The sequence below is a fragment of the Dielma fastidiosa genome, assembly GCF_000313565.1.
GTDB classification, from domain to species: Bacteria; Bacillota_I; Bacilli_A; order Erysipelotrichales; family Erysipelotrichaceae; genus Dielma; species Dielma fastidiosa.
This window is the reverse complement of record NZ_HE578924.1, coordinates 165,710-190,476: the sequence shown is the minus strand read 5'-3', so window position 1 is coordinate 190,476 and position 24,767 is coordinate 165,710. Positions and strand designations below refer to the sequence as shown.

Below are 24,767 nucleotides of genomic sequence, written 5' to 3'. Positions count from 1 at the left end.
GGGATGGAAAAATATTTTCCATTTGATGCACAACTCAATGACGGCGTACCCGATCGGCTCTATTATGCGGATGATTTCGCTAACCACTTCAAACCATTTTTTAGAAATGGAATCTTTGCAAGTCAAGGTGATGGCTTGATGGTTTTATCTCTTGACGAAAACATGTTTATATCGTTAATGGACGGCCGCTCAATCATTGAGGGACACGGATACCAGAACGATAATAAAGATGGTGTAAAGAAAATGCGCATCGCTAACTCAGATATAGCGCAGGATCGCATTGACATAGTGGTAAATCGTTTAAATAAAATCGACCGTATGATTACCACGATTGTCGTTAAAGGGGAGTTGTCAGATGCACCGGTGCCACCTGAAATCGTTAGAAATGATGATTACTATGACTTAAAGCTCGCTGAGGTTTATGTGCGCAGCGGAGTAGATAAGATACAACAAGCGGACATTACCGATTTTAGAGGTGATGAAGAAGCTTGTGGATGGGTTACCGGATTGATTGATAGCATCAATTCAACGGCATTTTTTAAACAATATCAAATAGCTTACGATGCATTTGTGCAGCAAACATATGCTCGCGCTGAGGATCTATTTAATGATATTCGTAATTTACTGGATACAGATCAAGCCACTTACTTATTGGGATTAATCAATGAATTAAAAACATACCCCAAAATTGAACCATATGTTTTGAAAGCTGAAAATTGGGCCGAAACAGAAGACGGATATACTTATACGATTTATGATAGCCGTTATACATATCTTGGGTCATATTGGGAGCTGATTGCTGAGCCAGATATGGATAAAGCTGAACAGAAATTGCTTACAAACGCAAGAATTTCAAGCATTGACGACAAACAAGATGGAAAGATAGTCATTAAAGCTTCAGGTATTAAACCAATAGATGATATTCATATTAGCATAAAGATTGAGAGGTTAAATTATGTTGCAGGGTAAAAATGTATTTGATTTTGAATCAGCTGGATATCCTGGAGATGTCGTTATGAGCTGCGAAGACTTAACGATTGAACATCCTGAATATTTAAAAATTGATGGTGCAACTCTTAAAAGAAGTGACTATCCATCCATTGAAAAAAAGTTTACCAGTCTGTATGTAAAACCAACATACGGAGCAATACGCCTGTGTGAATTAGCGGTCGATCATTACAGTACAGATTATAAAAGTTCGTTGGTAGTTGCTAGTTATAAAAACGATTTAGCTATTATAGGTATAAAGCGAAATGCTAGTTATAATTCTGATATCACTACATATATATCGCATGATGGAGGCTTAACTTTTGAAACTAACACATGTAAAAAGGTAAGTACACAATATGATTATTATGGTAAAACACCGGTTATTATTGGAGATTGCATAATCGTTTTCCATACAAGTACAACAACTTATAACAGCAGCGGTTATGTAGGATACATATGTTCTACTGATGGAGGAAAGACTTGGTCATCCAATAGCATTGATCATCCTAAAAATACTTCATACAGCAAGATGACACTGAAGGCTTTTTCATTCGGTGGTCGATTTATGCTGTATTTTAATTGTGGAACACCTACTTTATTAACAAAAGATCCTACAAACACAGAGCAAAGCATGCGAAACTGGGATGAAATAGATATAAGCACCTTAGCTAACACTTCAGTTATCTCAGAAATTAAGAATGGCAATAAGTTTATGATTGGCGGCATGTTTAATGGAATGTATAGAATATTAAATGATGATTATACCTATGTTGATGGTAACGAAATCGGTTTAACTAGCAGTCATTTTAGTCAAGATAAAATTTTTTATAATGACAATACGCAGGAATACGTTTGTATTAAGACTTCAGCAACTCAAACTGAATGCTATGTTAGTAAAAGTAAAGATTTGTTTAATTGGACGGAAGAAATTATGGAAGCACCAAAAGTTGGAACTGAAAGTTCGGACTATGGGTATTACTTCGATAGAATTCATGGTTCACATTTGTTCCAGAATACTAAACAAGGAGGTAATGTGCTATGTCGTGATTTTAATAATTATTCTAAAGTAGGAGCGATTGGATCAGGTGGTTCATTTAATTTTGGCATATATTATGAGCCAGAAACAAATCTGCCATATTTTATTTATTTAGATTCTGCGTCGTATGATACGAAAATTGAGTACAGAGTTAACAAAATATATCTTTATGATGTTGAACAGTATTTCACACTTCCTTCATGTAAAAAAATTGATTCTATAATCGGAGGAGGCAGTTATACAGAAGCCCAATATCCATTCATCCGCACAGAATAGGAGGAAACATGATCTATATATCAGAAGTAAACGGAATTGCAATGTTTACGGCATATCAACCAAATGGTGATTATTTTATGATCGATCGATATCCGGATTGCCCGTATCAGCATGATTCAAACCATATTGTAACGTGGAAGTGTGACATAAAAAATAAAAAATTATGGTATGAGGTCGAAGTTATTCAGCAGCCAACGCAACTTGACCGAATAGAAGAAATGGTGATCGAAACGAATATCGAAGTACAGTATTTGTCAGCCTTGCAGGAGCTTGGCGTATAATGGGAAAGGAGAAAATATCACAGAATGATTAAAAACAGTTTAAATATTTCGGGGGGGGGGTATAATAGTACATCATTAATTAGTGATTTTGTATCCCCGTGGTATCTATTGGCACAAGCTGGCAATCTGCGTCCATTCAGAAACTTGAATGATGAAACAGTCGTTGAACCATACAATGACAGTTTACGCAACTATATTTACACAGATAATTATTTAATAGTCTTGGGTCAAAGTTCCGATTCAACAACAATTTATATAACTATTTATGATCTGAAAACTTGGGAAAACATTTTACCTAAAAAGATATTATCAGGTTATTCAGTTAAAGGATATTTAGGATCAAGTATTATTGCTGCAATGACATATAAAGATGAGATTTATATGATAAATAACGACAGCACATCTTTGCTGCACATATATGTTGATTTAACTCAATCCGATAAATACACGTTAGAGACGGTAGCCATGCCAAGAAAAATCACGGCGTATATGCCTGTGTGCATGCTTGGTAATGTTGCATATATGTTTGGTGCTAGGACTGATAGCGGAACATCAAGCAGCGCCAATACGACATATACGAGCATCATGAAATTTGATGCAGCGACAAAGTCAACGACTGTATTAGGCATAAGCACGGGTGATATGGGGTTTAATGCAGGCGGTCAAAATTCGAGCAATAATCAAACTGAATCTGGCGTATATGGATGCTTTCCATACAGCGAAACCGAAATCATGATATTTGGAAAAAATGCAGACGCCGGAATAAAGAATACTCGGATGGTTTTATATAATACTTCAACGGGAGTATATAAAAATGTTTCAAGCGATGAAGACTATCGATATTTAACTAAATTAAGCATGCTGAATACCATATTCAACAGCTCAAATACATCTATACGTTCAGCTAATAGAGTGGTGGCTAGTGATGGCTTGGTTATGTACGAAACTAGTAATTCCATTGCAATATCATCGGAAGGCAGCACTAATACTAAATGGTATCTCGATACGAAACGAGGAGCTTATATTTATCTAAAAGAAAAAATCATTGTTGACACTAATGAGAAAAAGATATACAGTACGTGGCTGCCTGAAATCACTGCATCGCTTATTTATATTAATGGTACATACAGCAACACGCTAACCGGTTTTTCTTATCAATGGAAAAATGTTGACGGCAACTTAATTCAATTTCCGGAAGGTCAGTCATCGAATGGCATCGATTTACGAGCAGCTTGTGTCTATTCTTTGAATCGGAAAATGGTTAAAGCATTTTCTCTCGATACAACGGATCTGCGACTAAGAGCAGCTGGCGCATTTATGATCGATATGGTTGTAGTTGTTAAGAAAGGTGCTCAAGTTAAACCTTTTTCAGAATTTCCATCACCAATGCAAGTACGATTCGTGCGTCCGTCAAATCTTAGTATCATTGACATCGAACCTGACGGTGAAGGTTATTATGAAGTGCCGGAAGAATGTTATATGTATATGGCAATCGAAAATACTAGACCTCCGAAACCTTCAACTTATCCGCTAGACGGTTATCCGTATGCTAGTGAGCAGCCATTTAAAATTTTGGTACGATAAGGAGGTGCTTAAAATGTTAGAAAAATTAGATGGTTATGATGTAACGGCAGCTGAGCTGGATAAATTTATTGCTGGATTGACGGTGCCAGCATTTGATGTAGAGGTAATAAAAATAGAAAATATATACGAAGTGTACTGTAATGGTACACTTTTATATTTTTCGGAACTAGAAATTTTCGTAAATGAAGAGCGGCAACGGCTTGAGGATAACTGGCTAATTGAGCAGGCACAGATCCATTTTGCGGATAAAAAGATTGTGCCGGCATCCGGACCTGAGCCTTTACCGGAATTAACTGACAGGGAATTGTTAAACGAAACTCATGAATTGATTTTAGAATCGAATATCAACAGCGAATATATTGCGAGCCTCATCGAATTAGGCATATAACATATAAAGAAAGGAAAATAGAAAAAATGACAACGTATGAATTATTAGAAAGAACAATTAACAATAAAAAATCATCTGGTACGCTTACATCTACATATATCGCTAGTGTAAAGAAAAAGATGGATGTGTTTTTAGTAGCAGACCGTTTATCTGAAGACGAATATAACGCATTGCTGCAACTGATGGAGTAACAAAAAACGCGCTAGATATCGGTTTTCAACTGGCGATGATATAATTTTTCCATCGAGGACAAATTCCTCGAAAGGAGAAAAAAACAAATGAAACAATTAGATATTAATTATTTAAGCTTTGTTGCAATAGGAGTTTTTGAGACAATTGCAAGGAGCGAAACTTATCAATTGAAGGCGATTACGCCGAAAACAGTTTTTAATCAATGGAGGCATAGCAAAAATATAAATTACTCCAGTGATTATAGCAAGTCAATTGAAATCGGTATTGGAATGCTATCGTTCATCTCTTTATTTTCATTTTTAGCTATGGTCATAGATAACAAAGTATCAAGCGCAGCATTTGTTAAAGGCTATATTATGGCTATGCACTTTATGTTATTCTATGATAATAATTATTGGCTTAGAGAGATGCTTAACGATCTGACAAAATTAAAGGAGGTAAGATGTTTGGATATAAAATTGTAAAAGAAAAGGTAAAGCGCGATCCATTGCGCTTCAGCAAAAAAATCATGTATATTAGTTTTGCATTTCTGACGCTGTATGTCGCAGCGTCTTTTTTATTGGCTTACAGATCTATGACAACATTGGATAGCCAACTGACTATTTGTGTATTTGCCTTTTGGGGTACCGAGTGTTTTTCTAACGCATGGATCAAAGTAACAGAATTAAAACACAAAGAAAGTGAGGAAAAGAAAGATGGAATGGTTAATGAATAATTGGTTTATGTTAGTTGCACTTGTAGCGGTACTGGCAGTATGCTTCATGGCTGCCAAAAAGTGGCTAGGCAAGCCAACGGCTGAACAAATTGCCAACATTAAGGAATGGCTACTGCTGGCAGTCACAGAGGCAGAGAAACAGCTAGGAGGTGGCACCGGACAGCTTAAGTTAAGGTATGTTTATGATTGGGCCGTTGAGCGATTTGCTTGGGTTGCTGTTATTCCTTTTGGTACATTTGCTGAGTGGGTTGATGAAGCACTGCAAGAAATGAAAAAGCAGCTGGCTATTAACGCATCAGTGAAAGCATACATCGAGGAATAAATACATGAAAGACTTTTTAATGACAACGTACACGATTGTGCTACCGATCCTGATGGGTTATGTGGTTTGGTTACTAAAGGATCAAAAAAAGACACGAGATGCCAATAGCGCTGGTACTCTTTGTCTTTTGAGGGATAAGCTTATGTTTTATCATGATAAATATACGGATAAGGGCATGATACCACCTTATGCGTTGGAAAATTGGGAAAAGATGTATAAGGCTTATCGCGATTTGGGCGGCAATGGAATGATTGTTGGCATGGATTCAGAAGTTAGAAGACTGCCGTTGGAGCATTAAGTATGGAAAAGCTAATGTTTCCGATGCGAACGATAAACATCACTCAGGGAGTGAATGGTCAATACAGCCATCAAGGTACATACGCTATTGACATTGCCGGCAAGGATACAGGAATCGACGATGTATACGCTCCATGTACGATGATTTGTAGGTATAAAGACGTACCTGCTAATGGTAACGCTTGCTTCTTTGAAAGTACAGAAAAGGTGCAATTTGCAGACGGAACGATTGATTATGCGACGATGATGTTTATACATTGCAATGATGTATCTCATCTTCATTTAGGCCAAATAATCAAACAAGGCGAGGTATTTTACCGAGAAGGCACTGCAGGGCAAGCTACTGGTAACCACTGCCACATCGAGGTTGCAAAAGGACAATATACCAAGCTATATATAAAGAACGCACAAGGGCGGTTTATGCTGCCACAGAGCGTTCATCCGGCTTCAGCCTTTTTCATTGACGGCTGCACAGTTAAAAATGGTGATGGATATGTATGGAAAAAGACAACTGACAAGATCACGAACTGGATAAGCTGCGGTGATGCTAAGTGGCAATACCGCAAAGATGGAAAACTGATTAAAAATGACATGATTTGGGATAGCGAGTATGGCGCATGGTATGCGTTCGATAAAGACGGATATATGATCCGATCGGCTTTGTTTCAGTATCAGGGTAAATTCGTGTGGCTTGAAGAGTCGGGTAAAATGCTGAAAAACGGGGAACTAAAGTTAAAAGCAGATAATTCAGGTTATTTAAATAAGGCATAAAAATAGGCTTACTCTCAATTAAGAGGGTAAGCCATTTTTTATTTGTCTTTAGATGGTATATACTCTAATAAATCAGTGATATCACATTCCAATACTGCGCATATTCTTGCCACGGTTTCCAGATCAACTCTACTTACCGTGTTATTACAATAATTTTTTACTTGTGACCGCTGCATCTGCGCTAAATTGCAAAACTTGTTTTTACTCATGCCTGATTTATCTAGCAATTCGCCCAAATGTATTTTAACTACTCCAAAATCATTTATCATGTTTATCACCTTTACTATTTACAATAATTGTATCCGTGATATAGTTATTTTATAAGCTATATTGCAATATAGGTATTACGATATAGTCCTGAATAAATAATTTACCAGGGAGGGTGAGAAATGCGTAAAATTAAAAGGTTCGCCGATGTGAATCAGGCGGCGAAAGTTAGGAGATTAAACCAAATAATGAGGTTAGTGACAGTTCCTGATAAGGTCAACATGATTTATAATTATTACAATAAAAACAGCAAAGATGAGCAGTTATTATATTTAATGCGGGAAATTATACTTAAATCAATTGAATTACCAGCTAATTTAAAAGACATGCTTGTATAGCATTAGTGTCATTCGACAAAGTTTAATGACTCTTGATGCTATACTTGAACAAGCAAAGGGGAAAACATTATGAATGAAATAAAAACTGTGGATTTTTTGGAAAATTGCGAAAAGGATTTAATAAATCAGTTGTGCTTTAAGTGTCCTGAATTATCAATGGTGCAGATTGATACTATTCTCGAAATTTTCAGGGCTGAGATTGATAAGCAGCTGCAGTCTGGTAAATAATACCAGCACATTAACCAACGTCAACGGTTTATAATTATGACGTGGAGGTATCATGATTATGAAAAGTAGATTAAATGAGCTGGAATTTTGGGGTATGCAGTTTTTTTATGAATACTATGGCAAGGAATACGGCCATGATCAAAAGAAGGTTTTTGAGAGATTAACACAAGAGTTCGGCGCTGAAAAAGTAGCAGACTATAAACAAAAATGCGGAAATGAATTTGATAGGAAAATTGACATTTAAAATGATAAAGTTCATAGATTTTTTAGATAGGCAAAAGTATAGATACAATAAATCAACATTTTTATCGAATGATGGTATATACAGAGCTAAAATCATCAATCAGTATTTGCGCAAGTTTAAGGTATATTGTAACAAATACCCAGATACACTAAATGATTTAAAGCGGTATGAAGATGAAATTTGGGAATACGAGAGAAGAGCTGGTATCAAAAAGTATTTGTAAGTCTTAGTGTTGCTAAGGCTTTTTATTTGCAATCGTAAAATTATCGTTAAAATATAAATTCATAGGAAAAATAAATTTACATAAATTACCAATTTTATTACTATATCCATGAATGTTATAGAAATTGCTTATACTGAAAATTAGGATAATTTATATAAAACGTAAATGAAACCTTATGATTTAGGTAATTGTAGTAATTAACGATATTTTTATATTTTCTTAAATATATGAAAATTGGTAAATTCTGGTAATTCTGAAATGCTTAAATATGGTAGAATATTGATAAGATAAATATAAGATGAGTAAAAAGGGTGTGGAATCTATGTGTGGCAACGACCATCTAATATTTATTAACAAAAAGAGGTTGGCCGCCTCTTTTATTTTAGGTCTTAATTAGGTCTTGCAAATTATAATTTTTATTATTTTTGAATATATTTATATATAGACAAATATGATTAACCATATATTTTTAAACTTAATAATGTATTATAATGCGGTTATATATGGTTTTTTTATTTCCCACCAGCTCCACCAATAGAGAAAACAACGATATTTTGATCCTAAAAAACTGGATAACTCAAAATGTCGTTTTTTATTTGTCGGTTATTAAATGAAAATTTTATTATTCTCTTTTTTTATTTGATAAACAAACTAACTCTGCTTGTGCATTTGTTCTAAGATACATGTTTTATGAGAGTGCAATTAGTTTCCAACATGATATAGTAAATTTTTAAAGACATGGATTTCTTCATCATATGATTACTAAATTATTATTCAATACTTTATTCAGATATTTGGATAAAAACCTATTTTTAATAAATTCAAAGAAGTAGAATCATGGTCTATTTGTGAAATAGTAATTCTATTGGGCTTCTAGTACATTTAACATCCAAAATCATTTTTTTGAAGTAATATGTATTATTTTGCAGAAATGTTGAAATTATTTTTGGGTTTAGGAGGTAATTGCTTTACTTTTCTATTGATAAATATGTGTTTCTGCTACTAAATATTCTTGGCTCATCTTATTATGAACATTTTAGACTTCTTAATTTAAAGCTTTTTTTATTAACATTATTTTATTTTTCTTTGTCTATTAATATTCTGGTATACTATAATTGAGGTGAGGATTACATAAAATAAAGAAATGATTAATGTAGGGGTGTTTTAGAAAAATGAATATTTTTATTGTATATTTGTAACAGCTTTTGTTATATAATCATTTAATAGGAGTATTAGGAAAGGACGAATAAAATGCAAGCAAATTTCAAAGGTTTAGTTAGACTACATGTACTTCCGATTACAGAACCATTATTACCAATGTATGAAGCTATAATAAATGCTATTCAAAGTATTGAAGAATCAAAAAAAGTAGATGGAAAGATTCATGTGATAATAGAAAGAGCAAATATGTTGAATTTTGATGAACAATGGGAATCGGATATAGAAAATATAATTATAAAAGATAATGGTATAGGGTTTACTGATAAAAATTTTGAATCTTTTAATACTTATGCCACCGAATCTAAAATTGAAAAGGGATGTAAGGGTGTTGGCCGAATTATGTGGTTAAAAGCTTTTAATAATGTAAATATCACTAGTGTTTATCAGAAAAATGATAAAAAATATATGCGTTCTTTTAAATTTGATTCTGAAAAAGAAGTGTTTGATCAAAATAATATAGAAGTTGAAATGAACACACCATTTGAAACTGTTATCAGTTTGAATAAAATGAGTAACAAGTATAAAAAAAATAATTGTCCCAAAAAGTTGGAAACTATTGCAAGAGAAATCTTAAACCATTGCTTCGCATATTATGTTTTTAATAAAGCTCCTGAAATTATAATAAGCGATGAGTCAGAAACAATTTCTTTATCAGAAATATATAATAAACATATAAAAAAGGATGTAGTGACAAAAGAGTTAATAATCAAAAATATTAAATTTATCATAATTCATTCTAAAAATTATTTAATTAATAAAAGAAAACATAGCATAAATTTTTGTGCAAATGATAGAGTAGTACTGAGTAAAGGGTTGTCAAAGATGTTTAGTAATATACCTGATGCATTAGAAGATGCACAAGGTGAGTTTTCTTATAATGCTTATATTTTGTCAGATTTTCTGAATGAACATGTTAATAGAGAAAGAACAAACTTTGATTTAGATAAAGATAATAATCTTTTTGATGGAATAGGATTAGCGGATATTGACGAAAATATTAAACCCATTATAGAAGAATATTTGTCAGAGTCAATTGCGATTGGAAAAGGTAAAAAAGAAGAATACATTAAGAATTATATCAATATGGAGAATCCTAGATATAGAATGTTATTGAAAAATAATCCCAATTTAATTGATAGCATATCATTGACAACAGATAAAGAAAAATTAGATATTGAATTATTTAAACAAGAGCAGGCATATAGACTAACTTTAAAAAAAGAAGGATTAGAATTAGAAAAGGAAATGAAAAAAGAGATTACGAATTATAGAGAATATACTGATAAAAGAGTTCGATATGCCGCAAAGTTGTCAGAAGTAGGTAAAAGTGATTTAGCAGATTATGTGATGAATAGAAAAATTATATTAGATGTTTTTGATGAGAATTTAGAATCTATTGATGATGACCATAAGAAATATGCATACGAGAGAAACATACATGAATTAATATTTCCTATGATAACAACTTCTGACGATATTGATTATTTAAGACATAATCTTTGGATTATTGATGAAAAGTTATCATATCATCATTATCTAGCTTCAGATAAAAAGCTAAATAGTATACCAGAGTTGCAAACAGATAGTTTAAAAGAACCGGACATTATTATATTTGATTCTCCATTTGCCTTTACGGATCAAGAAGTAGAACCTTATAGAAATATAACAATTATTGAATTTAAGAGACCTGGTAGAACGAATTATGACAATGAAGATAATCCAATAGAACAAGTAATAACATATATGGATAATATAATAGAAGGAAAGATTAAAGATCGAAAAGGTCGATATATGGGTGATACAAAAGATGTTCGTTTCTATTGCTACATTATATGTGATTTAGATCCAACAATTAAGGCGCAAGCTAAAAGAAATGATTTTAAAATGACACCTGATAGATTAGGTTTTTATAAATATAATGATAATTATAATGCATACATGGAAATAATATCATACACAAAGATAGTCAAAGATTCTAAATTGAGAAATAAAATACTTTTTGATAAATTATTCAATCAAACTATATGATTATTAATTATATATAAGTATGAAGATGGGTTCATTTAAAAATTAAATTAAAGAAGATAAATTATGATCACTGGACATCAGTTCCAACGAAGTGCTTCAATATTTGATTATACGTATACCTATTTGTAGGTTTTTTTATATATAATATATATTTGAATTTTAAAAATGGATAATATTGAGGTTATCTTGTGATACGAAATGTTCATTTACTAAACGTACATATGAGTTTAATAGGTGTGAATAGTAAATGTAATTTTAAAATGAAATTATGATGTTGAAATAATAGAAATATTCTCAATATATATTTTTTTAAAATAGGAAGTGGATTAATCATGAACATATTAAGAAAAGCATGTTAAAAGTAGAAAGTTTAAGCTATTGATATTTTCAAATGTTTAAGTTAAAAATGATTTTATGAAATAAATTGCTCATTCTTGTATATCTAAGTATAATTTACATAACCAGTCTGTTTAAAAACACGCATTAAGAGAGGATGTGCAATATGAATACCATTTTCCTAATCTGCCGGGCAATCACCGTCGGCATCATCGTTGGCTTTTTTTGCGGAGGTTTGAAATTAATCTTCAAAAAGAAGCCTTCAGAAACAAACAACGCGGCTGCCCGCAAATTCATAAATCAACTGTCAGTTATACTTAAATATATCACTTTTCTGGTGCTTGCCATTGGTCTGGTGTGGTGCTGTTACTTCCTGCTTCTTGGTATTGCAAATCCAGAATTGGCTGAATATGCGAATAACATGTCTTCATTGATCGTCGCCATCCTTACCGTTATTTCTATCATTTTTGCTTTTGTGGAATTCATGCGGCGTACATAATTAAAAAGGAGTCATGCTATCTGTGTTAATCAGAAAGCTGGCACCTATTTTACTTAATGGATCGTGCTGGCACACCAGCCACTACTGTGTATGAGGGAATATCATGAATCACTGCAGCACCGGCTCCTATTATCACACCTTTTCCTATCACAAGTCCATCAATAATTGACGCTCCTATGCCAATGAATGACTTTCTGCCGATTCGGGTGTGGCCTGCAATAGCTGCATGAGGTGAAATATTCACTAAATCACCTATTATACAGTCATGTTCAACTATAGCCCCATTATTAATTATACAGCCTTGTCCAATCGCTGCGTTAATATTGATGACAGCATTAGCTAATATCGTACATCCCGTTCCGACTTCTGTGAAAGGACTAATCACGGCCGTCGAATGAACAATAGTTGCTATTGGTATCGTCAGCAAAGTTAAAATTGATAATTTGTATTCGCGTAAATCATTGTCGCCAGTAGCTACAATAACTTCATCATAAGCTGTAAGAAATTGATTAAGCATAATATCCTGCTCCTTATAAAGCTGAAATCCAGAAATCTTTCGATATTCTTTTTCTTTAAAAGCAAGAAAGTTGATTTCTTTATAAACCCCCATTGCCAAAGCACATTCAAGCGTCACCAAACCTTGATCACCAGCACCCCATATTAATAACCGTTTCATAACATTCACCTATCTAAAACTGACCGAATCTATAAAATTCAAAGGGACTCCCTTTAAGATTTCATCTGCTTTATCAAGTCTGTCTGTTTCTAAGAATGCAATAGGCATATGAGCATCATAACCATAAAGGACTTTGCAACCATATTCACTGATGATTTCCCAGAATTCTCTAAATGGATAAGGATAACGTTCAACAATCTGACTGCCCATCTGATAGATCTTTTTACCATAATGAAAGCCATTCAGATTAATTTCTAAAGGCACATCATAGTCAATGCTTGCTTTGGCAATCCGGTGTGCCGCTTCAGCACATACCAAATTAAAGCTGCGCCTGCCAAGCATATAATAATCTGGATGAGCAACATAAGTAATAAAACCTTTTGCAAGAGCTTTTTCAATCTGCATAGCATAAATTAAAACATCTTCATCAGTGCAGCAGCAATCGTATTCATACCCTATATATTTACAATGCTGTCCCAAAATCATGTAATCGCAATCTTTTTTCATTTGCATCAAATACTCATAATGATTTTCGAGATATTCGATTTCATAGCCAACTTTAATATCAATCCAGCCATGTAATTCATTTTGAAGTCTTCTGATTGAACTGATGTATTCCTCTTTCTGTTCATAAAACATACGGCATTCCGGCAGTCTCATTTCTACATAAGGAATATGTTCGCTAAATCCCAGTAAATCAATGCCAGCTTCTTTAGCACAGCTAATATATTGTATATCCAAGCCGCAGGCATGCCCGCATCGTGCTGTATGTGTATGCAGATTAAAGTTTTGCTTTTTCATTTTGTTCTCCTCGCTTTCAGCTAACAATAATTCAATATAAACTGCTAATTATTAATTACTACATACAGCACCCCGCCTTTCAAATAAAAAAAACACATTCCAAACAGGAACGTGTTTAAACGCGGTACCATCCTGATTCGCACTATAAAAAGTACGCATCTTACTTAAGGTATAACGCCCCGGCGAAGTCATCTACTTATTTTCAATGACTCTACTAAACAAGTGGAATCCATGATAACCAATGTACCCAACTTTCACCGCCATGGGTTCGCTTTCCATTTTCATTATCACTTAATCTTGTCTCTCTGTATTTAATTTTATTATAAGCATGAACGGCTGGCTTGTCAATCATGCATGGCAGCTTCACTTTATTTATTTGAAAAACTCCTCATTAACTTATAAAACATTTATTTCACAAAAGGATATGTTATATTGTTAACAAACAGGAGGGAAATGTGATTATGAAAAAATTATTTATGGGCTTTTTAGCTTTAATGCTCGTTAGCGGGTGTACATCAAAACCAGCTGAAAATCCACAACAGCCAGAAGTCAATGAACCATCAGATACCGTATATTCTGCTGACATCGTGATTATTGGTGCTGGCGGCGCGGGTATGGCGGCAGCCATTGAGGCATCTGATGCCGGCGCAAATGTGGTAATTCTGGAGAAAATGAGTTATGCAGGGGGAAATACGATTCGTTCTGAAGGTGGATTAAATGCCGCTGAAACAGTATTCCAAAAAGAAAAAAACATTGAGGACAGCGTACAGTCAATGATCGATGATACTTATATTGGCGGCAAAGAGATCAATAATATGGAGCTGGTTACCTATTTTGCTGAAAACAGCGCAGCAGCCATCGATTGGCTGACATCAATTAATATGGACGTCAGTGATGTTGCACAGGGCGCGGGCGCTACTTATCCAAGAATGCATCGTCCGGCTGACGGTTCAAAAATCGGCGGCGTCTTGGTACCAGTATTAATGAAAAATTTAGAAGAACGTCAAATCACGATTCTATATAATACGACAGCTACGGAATTACTGAGTGAGAATGGTGAAGTAAATGGTGTTAAGGCAGTTGATAAGAATGGCGAGGAATTAGTCTTCAATGCCAATGCGGTGATTATTGCCACTGGCGGTTTCGGCGCTAATGAAGACCTTTATGTAAAATATCGTCCTGATTTAAAAGGCTTTACTACTACGAATCATCCAGGCGCTACGGGAGACGGTATTGTAATGGCAGAGGCAGTTGGTGCAGATACAGTAGATACGGATCAGATTCAGACAAATCCAACGGTTGAAGTTACGACCAATACCGTTATTTCAGAATCTGTTCGCGGTAAGGGAGCAATCTTTGTTAATCAAGACGGCAAACGCTTTATCTCTGAAATGCTGACTCGTGATGTGCTGTCTACTGCTATTTTGGAACAGCCTGGCAAATATGCGTATATGATTCTGGATCAGAATACGATGGATAGCATGAAGGCATTACAGGAAAATTATGAAAAGGGCATCATTACTAAGGGTGAAACCTTAGCAGATCTTGCTGGCGTACTTGAAATTGATGCTGATGTTCTTGAATCAACAATTGCTGTATGGAATGAAGCGGTAGCCAATAAGAATGATGCAGAGTTTGGCAGAGAGACTGGCTTAGACGTTGATTTATCACAGGCGCCTTATTATGCCATTAAAGTATCACCAGCTGTGCATTATACCATGGGCGGTATTAAAATCAATACATTAACTGAGGTAATCAATGTTGACGGCGATAGCATCAAGGGCTTATATGCCGCTGGTGAAGTTACCGGTGGTCTGCATGGCGGCAACCGCTTAGGCGGCAACGCTGTTGCGGATATCATGGTATTTGGCCGTCAGGCAGGTATCCAGGCCAGTGCCTATGCTGAAACTAAGGATAAAAAAGACTTAGTGCTGCCAGAAACTAAAGCAGCCCAACCGACAGTTAAAGGTGACTTCAAAGACGGAACTTATGAGGCATCAGCTAAAGGCCGCAACGGTGAGCTGAACGTACAGGTTATCGTGACAGACGGCAGTATCAGTGAAATCAATGTTTTACAGCATTCAGAAACTGCCGGTATCTTTGACGGTGTAGTTCGGGATATGCTGCCTGAAGTAATTCAGAAGCAATCGGTTGAAGTGGATACAATCGGCGGTGCTACAATCTCATCCAATGCGGTACTGGAAGCTATTGCTGCCGCGTTAGCACAGGCTAAATAAGCTTATCTTATAAGAATCTGTGGCAAAGAGGCAGGAGTTCAACTGTCTCTTTTTGTTTCTGTAAATCAAGAAATGATTAAAAGACAAATTCTGGTTCTATCTTTTACAGCCAGTTCAGCTTATAATTAAAGTATTCACAAATCATTATAAATCGATAATCAGGGGGAGGCACTATGCGGTTAAAATTAAAACTGGCACAAAAAATATCTTTATTAGTTATTGTGCTGATCATCTTTTCGATTGGAATCTCGGTATCAATATCAGGACAATGGTATATCCAAAGAATGGAAGATAATTTAGAACAAAATACATTAAATGTAGTAAAAATCACCGCTCTTTCACCGATCATCATCGAAGGCATTGCATCAGGCAAAGATGACGGCTCCATTCAAACCTTTATTGAAAAGACCCAGCAATCATTAGAACAAATCGATGTCATGGTTGTTGCGGATAAGAATGGGATACGTTATGGTCATACAAAATCAGATCGGGTAGGAGAGATGTTTTCGGCTGAAGATAACGATCGGGCGGTATTATACGGCGAAACCTATGTATCAGTAGGCCCGGGTACACTGGGTGATTCGATGCGCGCCTTTACGCCGATTCTTGATGCGGACGGTACAATTTTAGGCTTTGTGATGGCTGGAACTCTTTTGGATTCTATTGTTGTCGCTAAACAAGTGATTTATTTTATGACGCTGTTATTCATCTTGGCGGGTTCAGGTGTTGGCATTTTAGGGGCTTTATTCCTGTCTCATTTTGTGAAAAAAAGCCTGCTGAATTATGAACCGGAAGACATAGCCCGCTTATACTTGGAAAATCAAGGTATCCTCGCGGCTGTTCATGAGGGGGTTATTGCCATTGATCAAAATGCTAAAATAACTTTAATTAATGATACTGCCAGACAATATTTGATGCTTAAGGAAAACTGCATCGGCCAGCCGATTCAGGAAGTATTTCCGCTATCGAAATTACCGGAAGTATTAGAAAGCGGTGAACCAGCATTAAATGTTCAATATGCATTAAATGAGCGCATCGTCGTATCGAATAACGTTCCGATTATCAATGATAAGCATATTCAGGTGGGGGGCGTCAGCTCATTCCGTGACCAGACGGAAATGACGAAGCTTGCGGAGGAAATGACCGGAGTAAAGAAAATTGTTGATTCACTCCGTGCTACAACCCATGAATTTAAAAATAAGCTGCATGTCATTTTGGGTTTTATTGAAATGGATCAGAAGGCAGCGGCTAAGGAATACATCGGGAATATCAACAATGAACTGCAGGAAACCATCAGCGTAATTTTAAATAACATTCATGAACCAACCATCGCCGCTTTATTGATTGGCAAAAGTCAGCGCTGCCATGAGTTAAAAATTCAATGGACTCTTGATGAGAACAGCTTTTTCTCAAACAGCTTGGACATTAATGTTAATTCACTGGTTATCATGCTTGGTAATTTTATTGATAACGCTATGGATGAATTAGATACATGCTCGCAAAGCAATAAGCTGATTGAGGTATTGATTAATGATGAAGCAGATCGGCTGATCCTGCAAGTTAAAGATAATGGCCGTGGGATTAAGGATAGTTCACCGCTCTTTGAAAAGGGCTTCACAAGTAAAGAAGGCAGCCGCGGTTATGGTCTTTATCTGGTAAAAGAACAAGTAGACGCGTATCAAGGGAAACTTATGGTGGATTCAGCACCGGGGAAAGGCAGCTGCTTTAGAATAGAGATTGAGGGGGCAAGAAAATGATTCGGGTAATGATTGTAGAAGATGATCCAATGGTCGCACATATCAACACTGAATATATTAATCGGGTTGAGAATTTTCAGGTTGTTAAGCATGTCAGCAATGGCATGGAAGCTTTAAATTATTTAAAAAGCGGCGCTAAGATTGATTTGATCATCCTTGATGTTTATATGCCAAAGATGGATGGTATTAAAATGCTTGAAGAACTGCGGCTTACTTATCATGAGGTTGATGTAATTTTTGTCACTGCCGCCAAGGAGAAGAAAATTATTCAGCGAGGACTGCAGCTGGGCGCGGTTGATTATTTAATTAAGCCATTTACTGCAGAGCGGATTACCGCCGCTTTGGAAAAGTATATGAGCCGCTATGAGTTGTTTACCTTGGCAACCGATGTCAATCAAAGTGAAATTGACCGTCTGTTTGAAAAACCTTCCGTTCAGCAATTACCTAAAGGCATTCATCCTATTACGCTTGAACGGATTCAGACATATCTGGCAAACAGTGATGAAAAGGTGATTGATACACATAAAATGGTAAAGGAATTTGCTTTTTCCATGGTTACGTTAAGAGTCTATCTTGATTATTTGGTGACGCAGAATGAATTGGAAAAGGAAACACAATATGGGAATGTCGGCCGTCCTTCCTATGTGTATAAGAAATTAAAATAGCATTAAACCATTTTTGAATTTTACTTAACCATTGAAATTTCATTAAAGAGCTATTATTCTAAAGGAGAATATGAAAATTAGAGGATGATTTTATTTCGCGTAGCAGCACAATGGATTATACTTATGTGCAAGTTGCCGATACGATTGTTAAGTAAAGAAATAGAAGATCGAGAGCCTATACTTCTGGAATTCATAAGGATAATTATCCTTAGCATGTAATGACAATTGATTATCTTATACAGAAAAGAAATGGTATTTGGCATGTGAAGATTATTGATTTTATTAATAAAAAAGAATTGTTTTAAAATATCAGACGAACTTATCTCTATGTGCGCATAATAACATATTTCGCACATATAAATATGCGCATAATAACATTGGAGGATGATTACATGATAGTAAAACATACTCATCGTACTAAGGCTAGTGATAAACTGAGACAGTTACTAATTAGCTGCTTGTTACCGGCACTGATAACAGGGTGTGCTCAAACGCCGAGTGAAACAGTGAAACCAGAAAATTTACCGGTTATTAATCAGCCTGAAAAGCCAGCAGAACCGGAACCATTTGAACCAATCGACATGGGTACGATACTCAGTATTACTAATGAGCCTATCGCGATTCAATTAGATGGTGAAAATAAAGCCCAATTGTTCATTCAAGAGCCGACATTGTTATGGGATAGCAATGATGCCCAACGGTTCAATGAGGAAATGAATTTGCTGGCACAAACATGCAGAGAAGAATTAACCTATCATGAAAATGGTGATTGGCATACGGCTAGTCTTTTAAACACCCAATACTATGTCAATGATGATATACTTTCCATCGTTGTGAAACTGGATCGTTTATTGGCTAATGCTGGAGTTGGTCCAAGTGTCTATAGAACCTATAACTTTTCTTTGACATCACATGAATTACTTTCTAATGCAGAGGTATTAAACCTGGTTCATGTTTCTGCTGATGATTTTCAAGAAGCACTGGATCGACAACTTGAAAAAGATTACTTACCATGTTCCTCACCTGTTAATGAAGATGGTGTCAGAGCAAAGCCGTGTTATGGTGAGTATGTTGGCGGCTTGGGTAGTAAATACGGCGACACATCATTGATTTATATCAAAGATAAAGAGGTTCATATCTTTATAAATGTTGTACAAGGAATGGCTCAGGAAAATGTAGATATAACCGTATATAAACTTTAATATTGATTGCCTGCCTATCCGAAATATAACAAATGGTATCAAAGAAGGATGCATGGCGGCCTGAATAGATGGCGAAAGGAGCTTATCATGAAAAAATATGAATATGTTACTGTTGAGTATAATGTGAAGGAGCTGCGTGAATCACTCACCGTTAAACATCGTGAAATTATCGATTTGTATGCGTCAAAAGGCTACCGTTATGCAGGTATGATACCTATTGAGCTAGGAAATCCTACACACATTAGAAAGCTGGATTTGATTTTTGAAAAGGATGAACAAGAATGAGCTTCTATATCAAGTCTGCCGTGGTATTTCTGTTGGCATTTTAGGCGGTATGAAATTCATCATAAAAAAAGAATATTTTAAGCAGTGCGATCAGACAACGTGAAAGTTAATCAATCAATTTGCGGCTAACTAAAATACGTTACCTTTCTGATACTGCTGCTATTTTGATTTGGAGATGTTGAACCGGAAATAGCAGAATATGCCAACAATATATCCGGATTGATTTTATCTTTTTCACCTTTATTTCAATTATTTTTACTTTTGTGGAATTTATGCGGTGAAGTTGATTTCAAACAGATGAAAGCTCTCTATCAATGAGCATTCCTTCAACTGTTTTTTTTTGAGGCTTGCAATTTCTCACAAATAGCATATAATAGTTCATAAAAGAACTAATATTTAAAAGGAGAAATTTCATGTTAACAGCAATGATTGTATATATTATTGCCGGTCTGGGTGCTGGTATTGGTACCGGTCTGGCAGGCTTATCAGCGGCGGCGGTAATTTCACCGATGCTGATCACCTTCCTTGATTTCCCTGCTTATGAAGCTGTGGGTATCGCGCTAGCTTCCGATGTGCTGGCATCCGCGGTCTCAGCGTATACTTATGGCAAGAATAAAAATCTGGATATTAAAAATGGTTTAATCATGCTTGTCTCTGTCTTAATTTTTACGGTTATCGGCAGTTATATCGCTTCCTTAGTTCCGAATACGGCGATGGGTAATTTTTCTGTCTTTATGACCTTTTTATTAGGGGTTAAATTTATTGTCAGACCAGTCATGACGACGAAAGAGAAGCTGGCGAATAAGGATGCGAAAACTAAAGCGATTCAATCCATCTTATGCGGTATCATGATAGGCTTTATCTGCGGCTTTATCGGTGCCGGCGGCGGTATGATGATGCTGCTGATCTTGACCAGTGTTCTTGGTTATGAACTTAAAACGGCGGTTGGTACCAGTGTCTTTATCATGGCTTTTACCGCGTTTACCGGGGCCGTTTCCCATATGGTTATCGATGGCCTGCCTGATCTGACAGCGCTGGTTGCCTGTATCCTTGCGACCTTTATCGGCGCCAGAGTCGCGGCGGTCTTTGCCAATAAAGCTGATCCTAAGGTATTGAACCGCGTTACCGGCGTGGTGCTAGCAGTGCTTGGAATTGCCATGATTGCCGTAAAAGGCTTTTAATTAAATAACATCAGAATCATAAATTAACTCAGTGCAGCGCTGAGTTTTTTTGTCTTTACATTATTTGTAAATATTATAAAGGCGGGTCTTAGTGTATGATGCTTTACAGTAGGTGCTGGTTAAAATGTCTACAATATTATGGACAAGCCTTGGTACGCTTTTTTCATATTGATAATGGTATTATGAAATTGGCTAAAGAGGACATTCAGCGAGCCAGGTAAAACCCTATTGGGAGGTGATTAAATGAAATTAAGTGACAGACAGAAAAGTATCATGAAAAGCTTATTGGAATCCCATGACTACCAAACGACTGAACAGATTGCCAGACAGCTGAATGTATCAAAGAAAACCATCTATCGGGAACTTGATGAGTTAAGGAATTTACTGCGGAATGAAAATATTGAATTTGATTCAAAGATCGGCGCTGGAGTACGGATTGATCTTGATCAGGCTACGCGGAATCAATTGACGCTGAAGCTTGCGACCGACAGCTCACTTCCCTTGGATCAGCGTCGGTATGAGATTTTAATAGATCTGCTTCAGAACGCTCCCCAGCTGACATCGATTAAAAAACTTTCAGATTACTACTTTGTTTCACGATCTTCCATTCAAAATGATTTGAAATACATTGAGGAATGGATTCACTGTTATGATCTGACCTTGATTAGAAACAGTTTGGGAACAGGCATTGACGGCAGGGAAATTGATATCCGAAAGGCGCTGACAACCGCAATTATTAAATATCATTCAGGGACAGCCACTATGCAGACCAGTGCTTCAGAACGCATTGATGCTGATACTCGTACCATCCTGGTTCAGCAATTCAGTGAACAGGTTGTGGTATATGTGGAGAATTTGATTCATGAAGCTGAGAATCAGCTGCACAGTGTGATTGGTGATCCTTATTATATCAACATTCTGACGCATATTCTGATTCTGATCAATCGCGTCCGCAGCGGTAAACAGCTGGATCATAAGCCGAATGGCATCAATGAGGTAGATTTGCATGTGTTCCGCATCGCTGTTGAGATGTCAACCAAGATTAAGCTGCATTTGAATTTGGAGATTCCGGATTCAGAAATCTATTATATTTATCAGCATTTGGATACAAGCGGATATGGGATTGAGCCATCAATCAGCAATAAGGATATTGAATTTACCAACATTAATTCAAAGGTAAAAGAATACTGTCATGATATTATCGCCGCGATGAGTCAAGTGACTGATCCGCAGATTGTCAACGACAATTATTTAAAACGTTATTTACTGCTGCATCTGCATTCAATGATTGGCAGACAGAAATACCAGATTGAGATCAGCTGTCCGCTGCTTACGGCAGTAAAAAATGATTATCAGGAATTATTCGCCAAGACAGTTCAAGCCGTCAGTGAAATTACTCAGCGTTATTATCCGCAATATCATATCTCGGAAGATGAACTGGCTTATCTGACCTTATATATACAAGGTTCACTTGAGGTTGTACAGCTTAAAAAACTGCGGGTAATCGTTGTCTGTTCCAGCGGCATCGGAACTTCGCATCTGCTGATGGCAAGGATCAAAAAGACCTTTCCAACTTGGGAGGTGGTAGATATGATTGCCGCTTCAAAGGTAAATACGCTGGATCAATTGCCGGAGAAGATTGATCTGATCGTATCAACGGTAAATATCGCGGATTATAAGCTGCATATTCCGCTGGCATTTGTTTCCGTATTATTTAATGAAAATGACATAAAGAATGTGAAATCGGTACTAGAGAATAGGTAACCAGGGAGGGAAAGCATGGAAGAGCTTAGTATTCGTTCAGTTTTAAATGAACAGCGCATTGACCTGCATCTTAAAGGTCAAACGAAGGATGAAGTATTGGATGAAATGGTTGATCTGCTGTTTAAGGATTCGGTTCTGTCATCCAAGGAGCAATTTTTAAAGGATGTGTATTATCGTGAAGGAGAAGGGATTACGGGAATCGGTGATGGTATTGCGATACCGCATGGCAAATCTGATTCGGTGCTGCATACCGCGGTAGCCATTGGCCGCAGTGACCATGATCTAGAGTGGCGTTCAATTGATGATAAACCAGTTCGGTTAATTATCATGCTGGCGATTAAGTCAGTGGATAAGACTGTTCATATGAAGCTTTTGTCAAATGTGGCAACTTCATTGTGTCAGCGTGATGTGATTGAACAGATTTTCGTCAGTGAGGATAAGCAAGAAATTATTGAGCTCTTCGAGCAGAAAGGAGGGAAAGAATGAGAATCGTTGGTATAACGGCATGTCCGACCGGTATTGCCCATACTTACATCACCAAGCAGAAAATTGTTGAGGCAGCGAAGGAATGCGGATTCCCATGCCATATTGAAACACAGGGAACGATTGGCGTTGAGGATGAATTAACCGCCCAGCAGATTGCGGAAGCGGATGTGGTAATTCTGGCGGTGGATGTGAAGATATCAGGTGAAAACCGTTTCGCGGGTAAGCCGATCGTACGCTGCCGTACTGAAGATGTGATGCGGAATACAGTGGGTTTTTTAAAGAAAATCGAAGCTAAATTAAATTCGAGAAAATGAGGAGAAACAATATGAAAATGAATTTTAAGGAGATTAAACGTCATGTGATGACCGGTATATCCTTTATGGTTCCGGTTGTTGTCGGCGCGGGCTTATGTCAGGCATTAGGGGTAATTCTAGGCGGTCCTAATATCGCGGATCAAACGGGTACGTTCATTTATTTTATTTATAAAGCCGGTAATATGGCAATGGGTACGATGATCATACCCGTTATCGCAGCTGCCATCGCCTATTCAATCGCTGATCGTCCAGGTATTGCGCCGGGCTTAGTTGTAGGTTTGGTCAGTGCTGAGGTAAAGGCAGGTTTCCTTGGCGGTATTTTGGGTGCATTCTTTGTTGGCTGGCTCGTTAATTTGATGAAAAAGCATATCAAGCTGCCAAAAACGATGCAGGGCTTAATGCCGATACTGATTATTCCATTCTTTGCGTCATTGATTTCAGGGGTTGTGATGTTTACTGTTTTAGGTGTACCAATTGCGGCATTCATGAAGGCATTTACCGATTTCATTGCCAGTTTATCTTCCGGCTCTAAGTTTGTTTACGGTGCTGTTATGTCAGCCGGCAGCGCGTTTGACTTCGGCGGTCCAGTGAATAAGACCGTTTCATTATATACAACCGGTATGCTGGCGGACGGCATCTTACAGCCAAAGGCATGTCACATGGTTGCCTGTATGATACCGCCGATGGGCGTATTGGTTGCCTGGGCATTATCTAAAATTTTCCATAAACCAATTTGGACGAATGATGAAAAAGAAAACCTAAAAGCATGCGGTCCAATGGGCATCTGTATGATTACGGAATGTGTCATTCCATTGGCAATGAATGATTTATGGCGGGTTGTTGTTTCATCAGTCATCGGCGGTTCAATTGCCGGCGGCTTATGTATGATGTGGGATGTACAGTCACCGGTAGCCCATGGCGGCTGGTTTGTTATTCCTTCCTTTACTCATGCTGATAAATTTGTCATCGCATTAGTTTTAGGCAGTCTGATTATGGGAACCGTATTATTCTTATTAAAACGCCGTCTGAGTGAGGAACAGGTAATCAATGGCAGTGATTATGATCCAAATGAAAATCAGGAAGCGGCAGATGTAAATATTGAATTCTAATTGACATGGCTGCCTGAAAAAAGGCAGCCGCTTTATTAAAGCAGAAAGGAAATA

At 36.5% G+C, this 24,767-nt stretch carries 29 protein-coding genes; 26 read left to right on the top strand and 3 right to left on the bottom strand.

Annotated features, from left to right (window positions below; translation table 11 throughout):
* Positions 1-3: 3 nt before the first annotated feature.
* From DAHG_RS20440 to DAHG_RS18750, 11 genes are all read left to right on the top strand, one after another.
* On the top strand, positions 4-969 hold the full coding sequence (locus DAHG_RS20440) for a hypothetical protein (RefSeq protein ID WP_022937103.1): 966 nt from the start codon (positions 4-6) through the stop codon (positions 967-969).
* Entirely contained in the window at positions 956-2,302 is a 1,347-nt protein-coding gene (locus DAHG_RS04325) for a hypothetical protein (protein WP_022937102.1), read from the top strand. The genes DAHG_RS20440 and DAHG_RS04325 overlap by 14 nt, the downstream gene beginning before the upstream one ends.
* An 8-nt stretch (positions 2,303-2,310) precedes the next feature.
* Positions 2,311-2,583, top strand: a complete 273-nt coding sequence (locus tag DAHG_RS04320; protein ID WP_022937101.1) for a hypothetical protein — start codon at positions 2,311-2,313, stop codon at positions 2,581-2,583.
* A 24-nt stretch (positions 2,584-2,607) separates the two neighbouring features.
* Entirely contained in the window at positions 2,608-4,167 is a 1,560-nt protein-coding gene (locus tag DAHG_RS04315; protein WP_022937100.1) for a hypothetical protein, read from the top strand.
* 13 nt (positions 4,168-4,180) lie between these two features.
* Positions 4,181-4,555 (top strand): hypothetical protein, encoded by a 375-nt coding sequence (locus DAHG_RS04310; protein WP_022937099.1) that lies wholly within the window; start codon positions 4,181-4,183, stop codon positions 4,553-4,555.
* 26 nt (positions 4,556-4,581) lie between these two features.
* Entirely contained in the window at positions 4,582-4,746 is a 165-nt protein-coding gene (locus DAHG_RS21090) for a hypothetical protein (RefSeq protein WP_022937098.1), read from the top strand.
* An 87-nt stretch (positions 4,747-4,833) separates the two neighbouring features.
* Positions 4,834-5,211: a hypothetical protein gene (locus DAHG_RS04300; RefSeq protein ID WP_022937097.1), complete on the top strand. Its 378-nt coding sequence runs from the start codon at positions 4,834-4,836 to the stop codon at positions 5,209-5,211.
* Positions 5,190-5,462, top strand: coding sequence for a hypothetical protein (locus DAHG_RS04295; RefSeq protein ID WP_022937096.1), 273 nt, complete (start codon positions 5,190-5,192; stop codon positions 5,460-5,462). The genes DAHG_RS04300 and DAHG_RS04295 overlap by 22 nt, the downstream gene beginning before the upstream one ends.
* The gene (locus tag DAHG_RS04290; RefSeq protein WP_022937095.1) at positions 5,443-5,784 is read left to right on the top strand and encodes a hypothetical protein; all 342 of its coding nucleotides are present in this window, start codon (positions 5,443-5,445) and stop codon (positions 5,782-5,784) included. Before DAHG_RS04295 ends, DAHG_RS04290 begins: the two co-directional genes overlap by 20 nt.
* 142 nt (positions 5,785-5,926) lie before the next feature.
* Positions 5,927-6,082 carry a hypothetical protein gene (locus tag DAHG_RS21720; RefSeq protein ID WP_205408098.1) on the top strand — a complete coding sequence of 52 codons (156 nt, stop codon included), beginning with the start codon at positions 5,927-5,929 and terminating at the stop codon, positions 6,080-6,082.
* A 2-nt stretch (positions 6,083-6,084) separates the two neighbouring features.
* Positions 6,085-6,852 carry a hypothetical protein gene (locus DAHG_RS18750; RefSeq protein WP_022937093.1) on the top strand — a complete coding sequence of 256 codons (768 nt, stop codon included), beginning with the start codon at positions 6,085-6,087 and terminating at the stop codon, positions 6,850-6,852.
* Positions 6,853-6,890: 38 nt separating this feature from the next.
* Here DAHG_RS18750 and DAHG_RS04275 read toward each other — a convergent pair whose 3' ends face one another.
* Positions 6,891-7,121 (bottom strand): helix-turn-helix domain-containing protein, encoded by a 231-nt coding sequence (locus DAHG_RS04275; RefSeq protein WP_022937092.1) that lies wholly within the window; start codon positions 7,119-7,121, stop codon positions 6,891-6,893.
* Between the two features lie 120 nt (positions 7,122-7,241).
* On the opposite strand from DAHG_RS04275, the gene DAHG_RS04270 reads away from it, so the two are divergent.
* The 5 genes from DAHG_RS04270 to DAHG_RS04250 all read left to right on the top strand — a co-directional run bounded on the left by DAHG_RS04270 (position 7,242) and on the right by DAHG_RS04250 (position 12,236).
* Positions 7,242-7,457: a hypothetical protein gene (locus DAHG_RS04270; protein WP_022937091.1), complete on the top strand. Its 216-nt coding sequence runs from the start codon at positions 7,242-7,244 to the stop codon at positions 7,455-7,457.
* 69 nt (positions 7,458-7,526) lie between these two features.
* Positions 7,527-7,685, top strand: a complete 159-nt coding sequence (locus tag DAHG_RS21085) for a hypothetical protein (RefSeq protein ID WP_022937090.1) — start codon at positions 7,527-7,529, stop codon at positions 7,683-7,685.
* 58 nt (positions 7,686-7,743) lie between these two features.
* Positions 7,744-7,929, top strand: coding sequence for a hypothetical protein (locus tag DAHG_RS04260; protein WP_146211902.1), 186 nt, complete (start codon positions 7,744-7,746; stop codon positions 7,927-7,929).
* Positions 7,930-9,403: 1,474 nt separating this feature from the next.
* On the top strand, positions 9,404-11,401 hold the full coding sequence (locus DAHG_RS04255) for an ATP-binding protein (RefSeq protein ID WP_022937088.1): 1,998 nt from the start codon (positions 9,404-9,406) through the stop codon (positions 11,399-11,401).
* Positions 11,402-11,903: 502 nt separating this feature from the next.
* Entirely contained in the window at positions 11,904-12,236 is a 333-nt protein-coding gene (locus tag DAHG_RS04250; protein ID WP_022937087.1) for a hypothetical protein, read from the top strand.
* Between the two features lie 49 nt (positions 12,237-12,285).
* Here the strand turns inward: DAHG_RS04250 and DAHG_RS04245 are convergent, their stop codons facing one another.
* Positions 12,286-12,912 (bottom strand): acetyltransferase, encoded by a 627-nt coding sequence (locus DAHG_RS04245; protein ID WP_022937086.1) that lies wholly within the window; start codon positions 12,910-12,912, stop codon positions 12,286-12,288.
* A gap of 9 nt (positions 12,913-12,921) precedes the next feature.
* Complete coding sequence (locus DAHG_RS04240) at positions 12,922-13,713, bottom strand: PHP domain-containing protein (protein WP_022937085.1); 792 nt, start codon at positions 13,711-13,713, stop codon at positions 12,922-12,924.
* A 461-nt stretch (positions 13,714-14,174) separates the two neighbouring features.
* Here DAHG_RS04240 and DAHG_RS04230 point away from each other — a divergent pair, with 461 nt between their 5' ends.
* The 10 genes from DAHG_RS04230 (at position 14,175) to DAHG_RS04185 (ending at position 24,713) form a co-directional block, all read left to right on the top strand.
* Complete coding sequence (locus DAHG_RS04230) at positions 14,175-15,950, top strand: flavocytochrome c (RefSeq protein WP_022937083.1); 1,776 nt, start codon at positions 14,175-14,177, stop codon at positions 15,948-15,950.
* A gap of 173 nt (positions 15,951-16,123) precedes the next feature.
* Positions 16,124-17,707, top strand: a complete 1,584-nt coding sequence (locus tag DAHG_RS04225; protein WP_022937082.1) for an ATP-binding protein — start codon at positions 16,124-16,126, stop codon at positions 17,705-17,707.
* Entirely contained in the window at positions 17,704-18,372 is a 669-nt protein-coding gene (locus tag DAHG_RS04220) for a response regulator (protein ID WP_022937081.1), read from the top strand. Before DAHG_RS04225 ends, DAHG_RS04220 begins: the two co-directional genes overlap by 4 nt.
* 392 nt (positions 18,373-18,764) lie before the next feature.
* Positions 18,765-19,574, top strand: a complete 810-nt coding sequence (locus tag DAHG_RS04215) for a hypothetical protein (RefSeq protein WP_022937080.1) — start codon at positions 18,765-18,767, stop codon at positions 19,572-19,574.
* 87 nt (positions 19,575-19,661) lie between these two features.
* Positions 19,662-19,859, top strand: coding sequence for a DUF4177 domain-containing protein (locus DAHG_RS04210; protein ID WP_022937079.1), 198 nt, complete (start codon positions 19,662-19,664; stop codon positions 19,857-19,859).
* 413 nt (positions 19,860-20,272) lie between these two features.
* The gene (locus DAHG_RS04205; protein ID WP_022937078.1) at positions 20,273-21,040 is read left to right on the top strand and encodes a sulfite exporter TauE/SafE family protein; all 768 of its coding nucleotides are present in this window, start codon (positions 20,273-20,275) and stop codon (positions 21,038-21,040) included.
* Between the two features lie 243 nt (positions 21,041-21,283).
* On the top strand, positions 21,284-22,804 hold the full coding sequence (locus DAHG_RS04200; RefSeq protein ID WP_022937077.1) for a BglG family transcription antiterminator: 1,521 nt from the start codon (positions 21,284-21,286) through the stop codon (positions 22,802-22,804).
* A gap of 15 nt (positions 22,805-22,819) precedes the next feature.
* Positions 22,820-23,290 (top strand): PTS sugar transporter subunit IIA, encoded by a 471-nt coding sequence (locus DAHG_RS04195; RefSeq protein ID WP_022937076.1) that lies wholly within the window; start codon positions 22,820-22,822, stop codon positions 23,288-23,290.
* Entirely contained in the window at positions 23,287-23,604 is a 318-nt protein-coding gene (locus DAHG_RS04190; protein ID WP_022937075.1) for a PTS fructose transporter subunit IIB, read from the top strand. Before DAHG_RS04195 ends, DAHG_RS04190 begins: the two co-directional genes overlap by 4 nt.
* Before the next feature lie 11 nt (positions 23,605-23,615).
* Complete coding sequence (locus tag DAHG_RS04185) at positions 23,616-24,713, top strand: PTS fructose transporter subunit IIC (protein ID WP_022937074.1); 1,098 nt, start codon at positions 23,616-23,618, stop codon at positions 24,711-24,713.
* Positions 24,714-24,767: the final 54 nt, after the last annotated feature.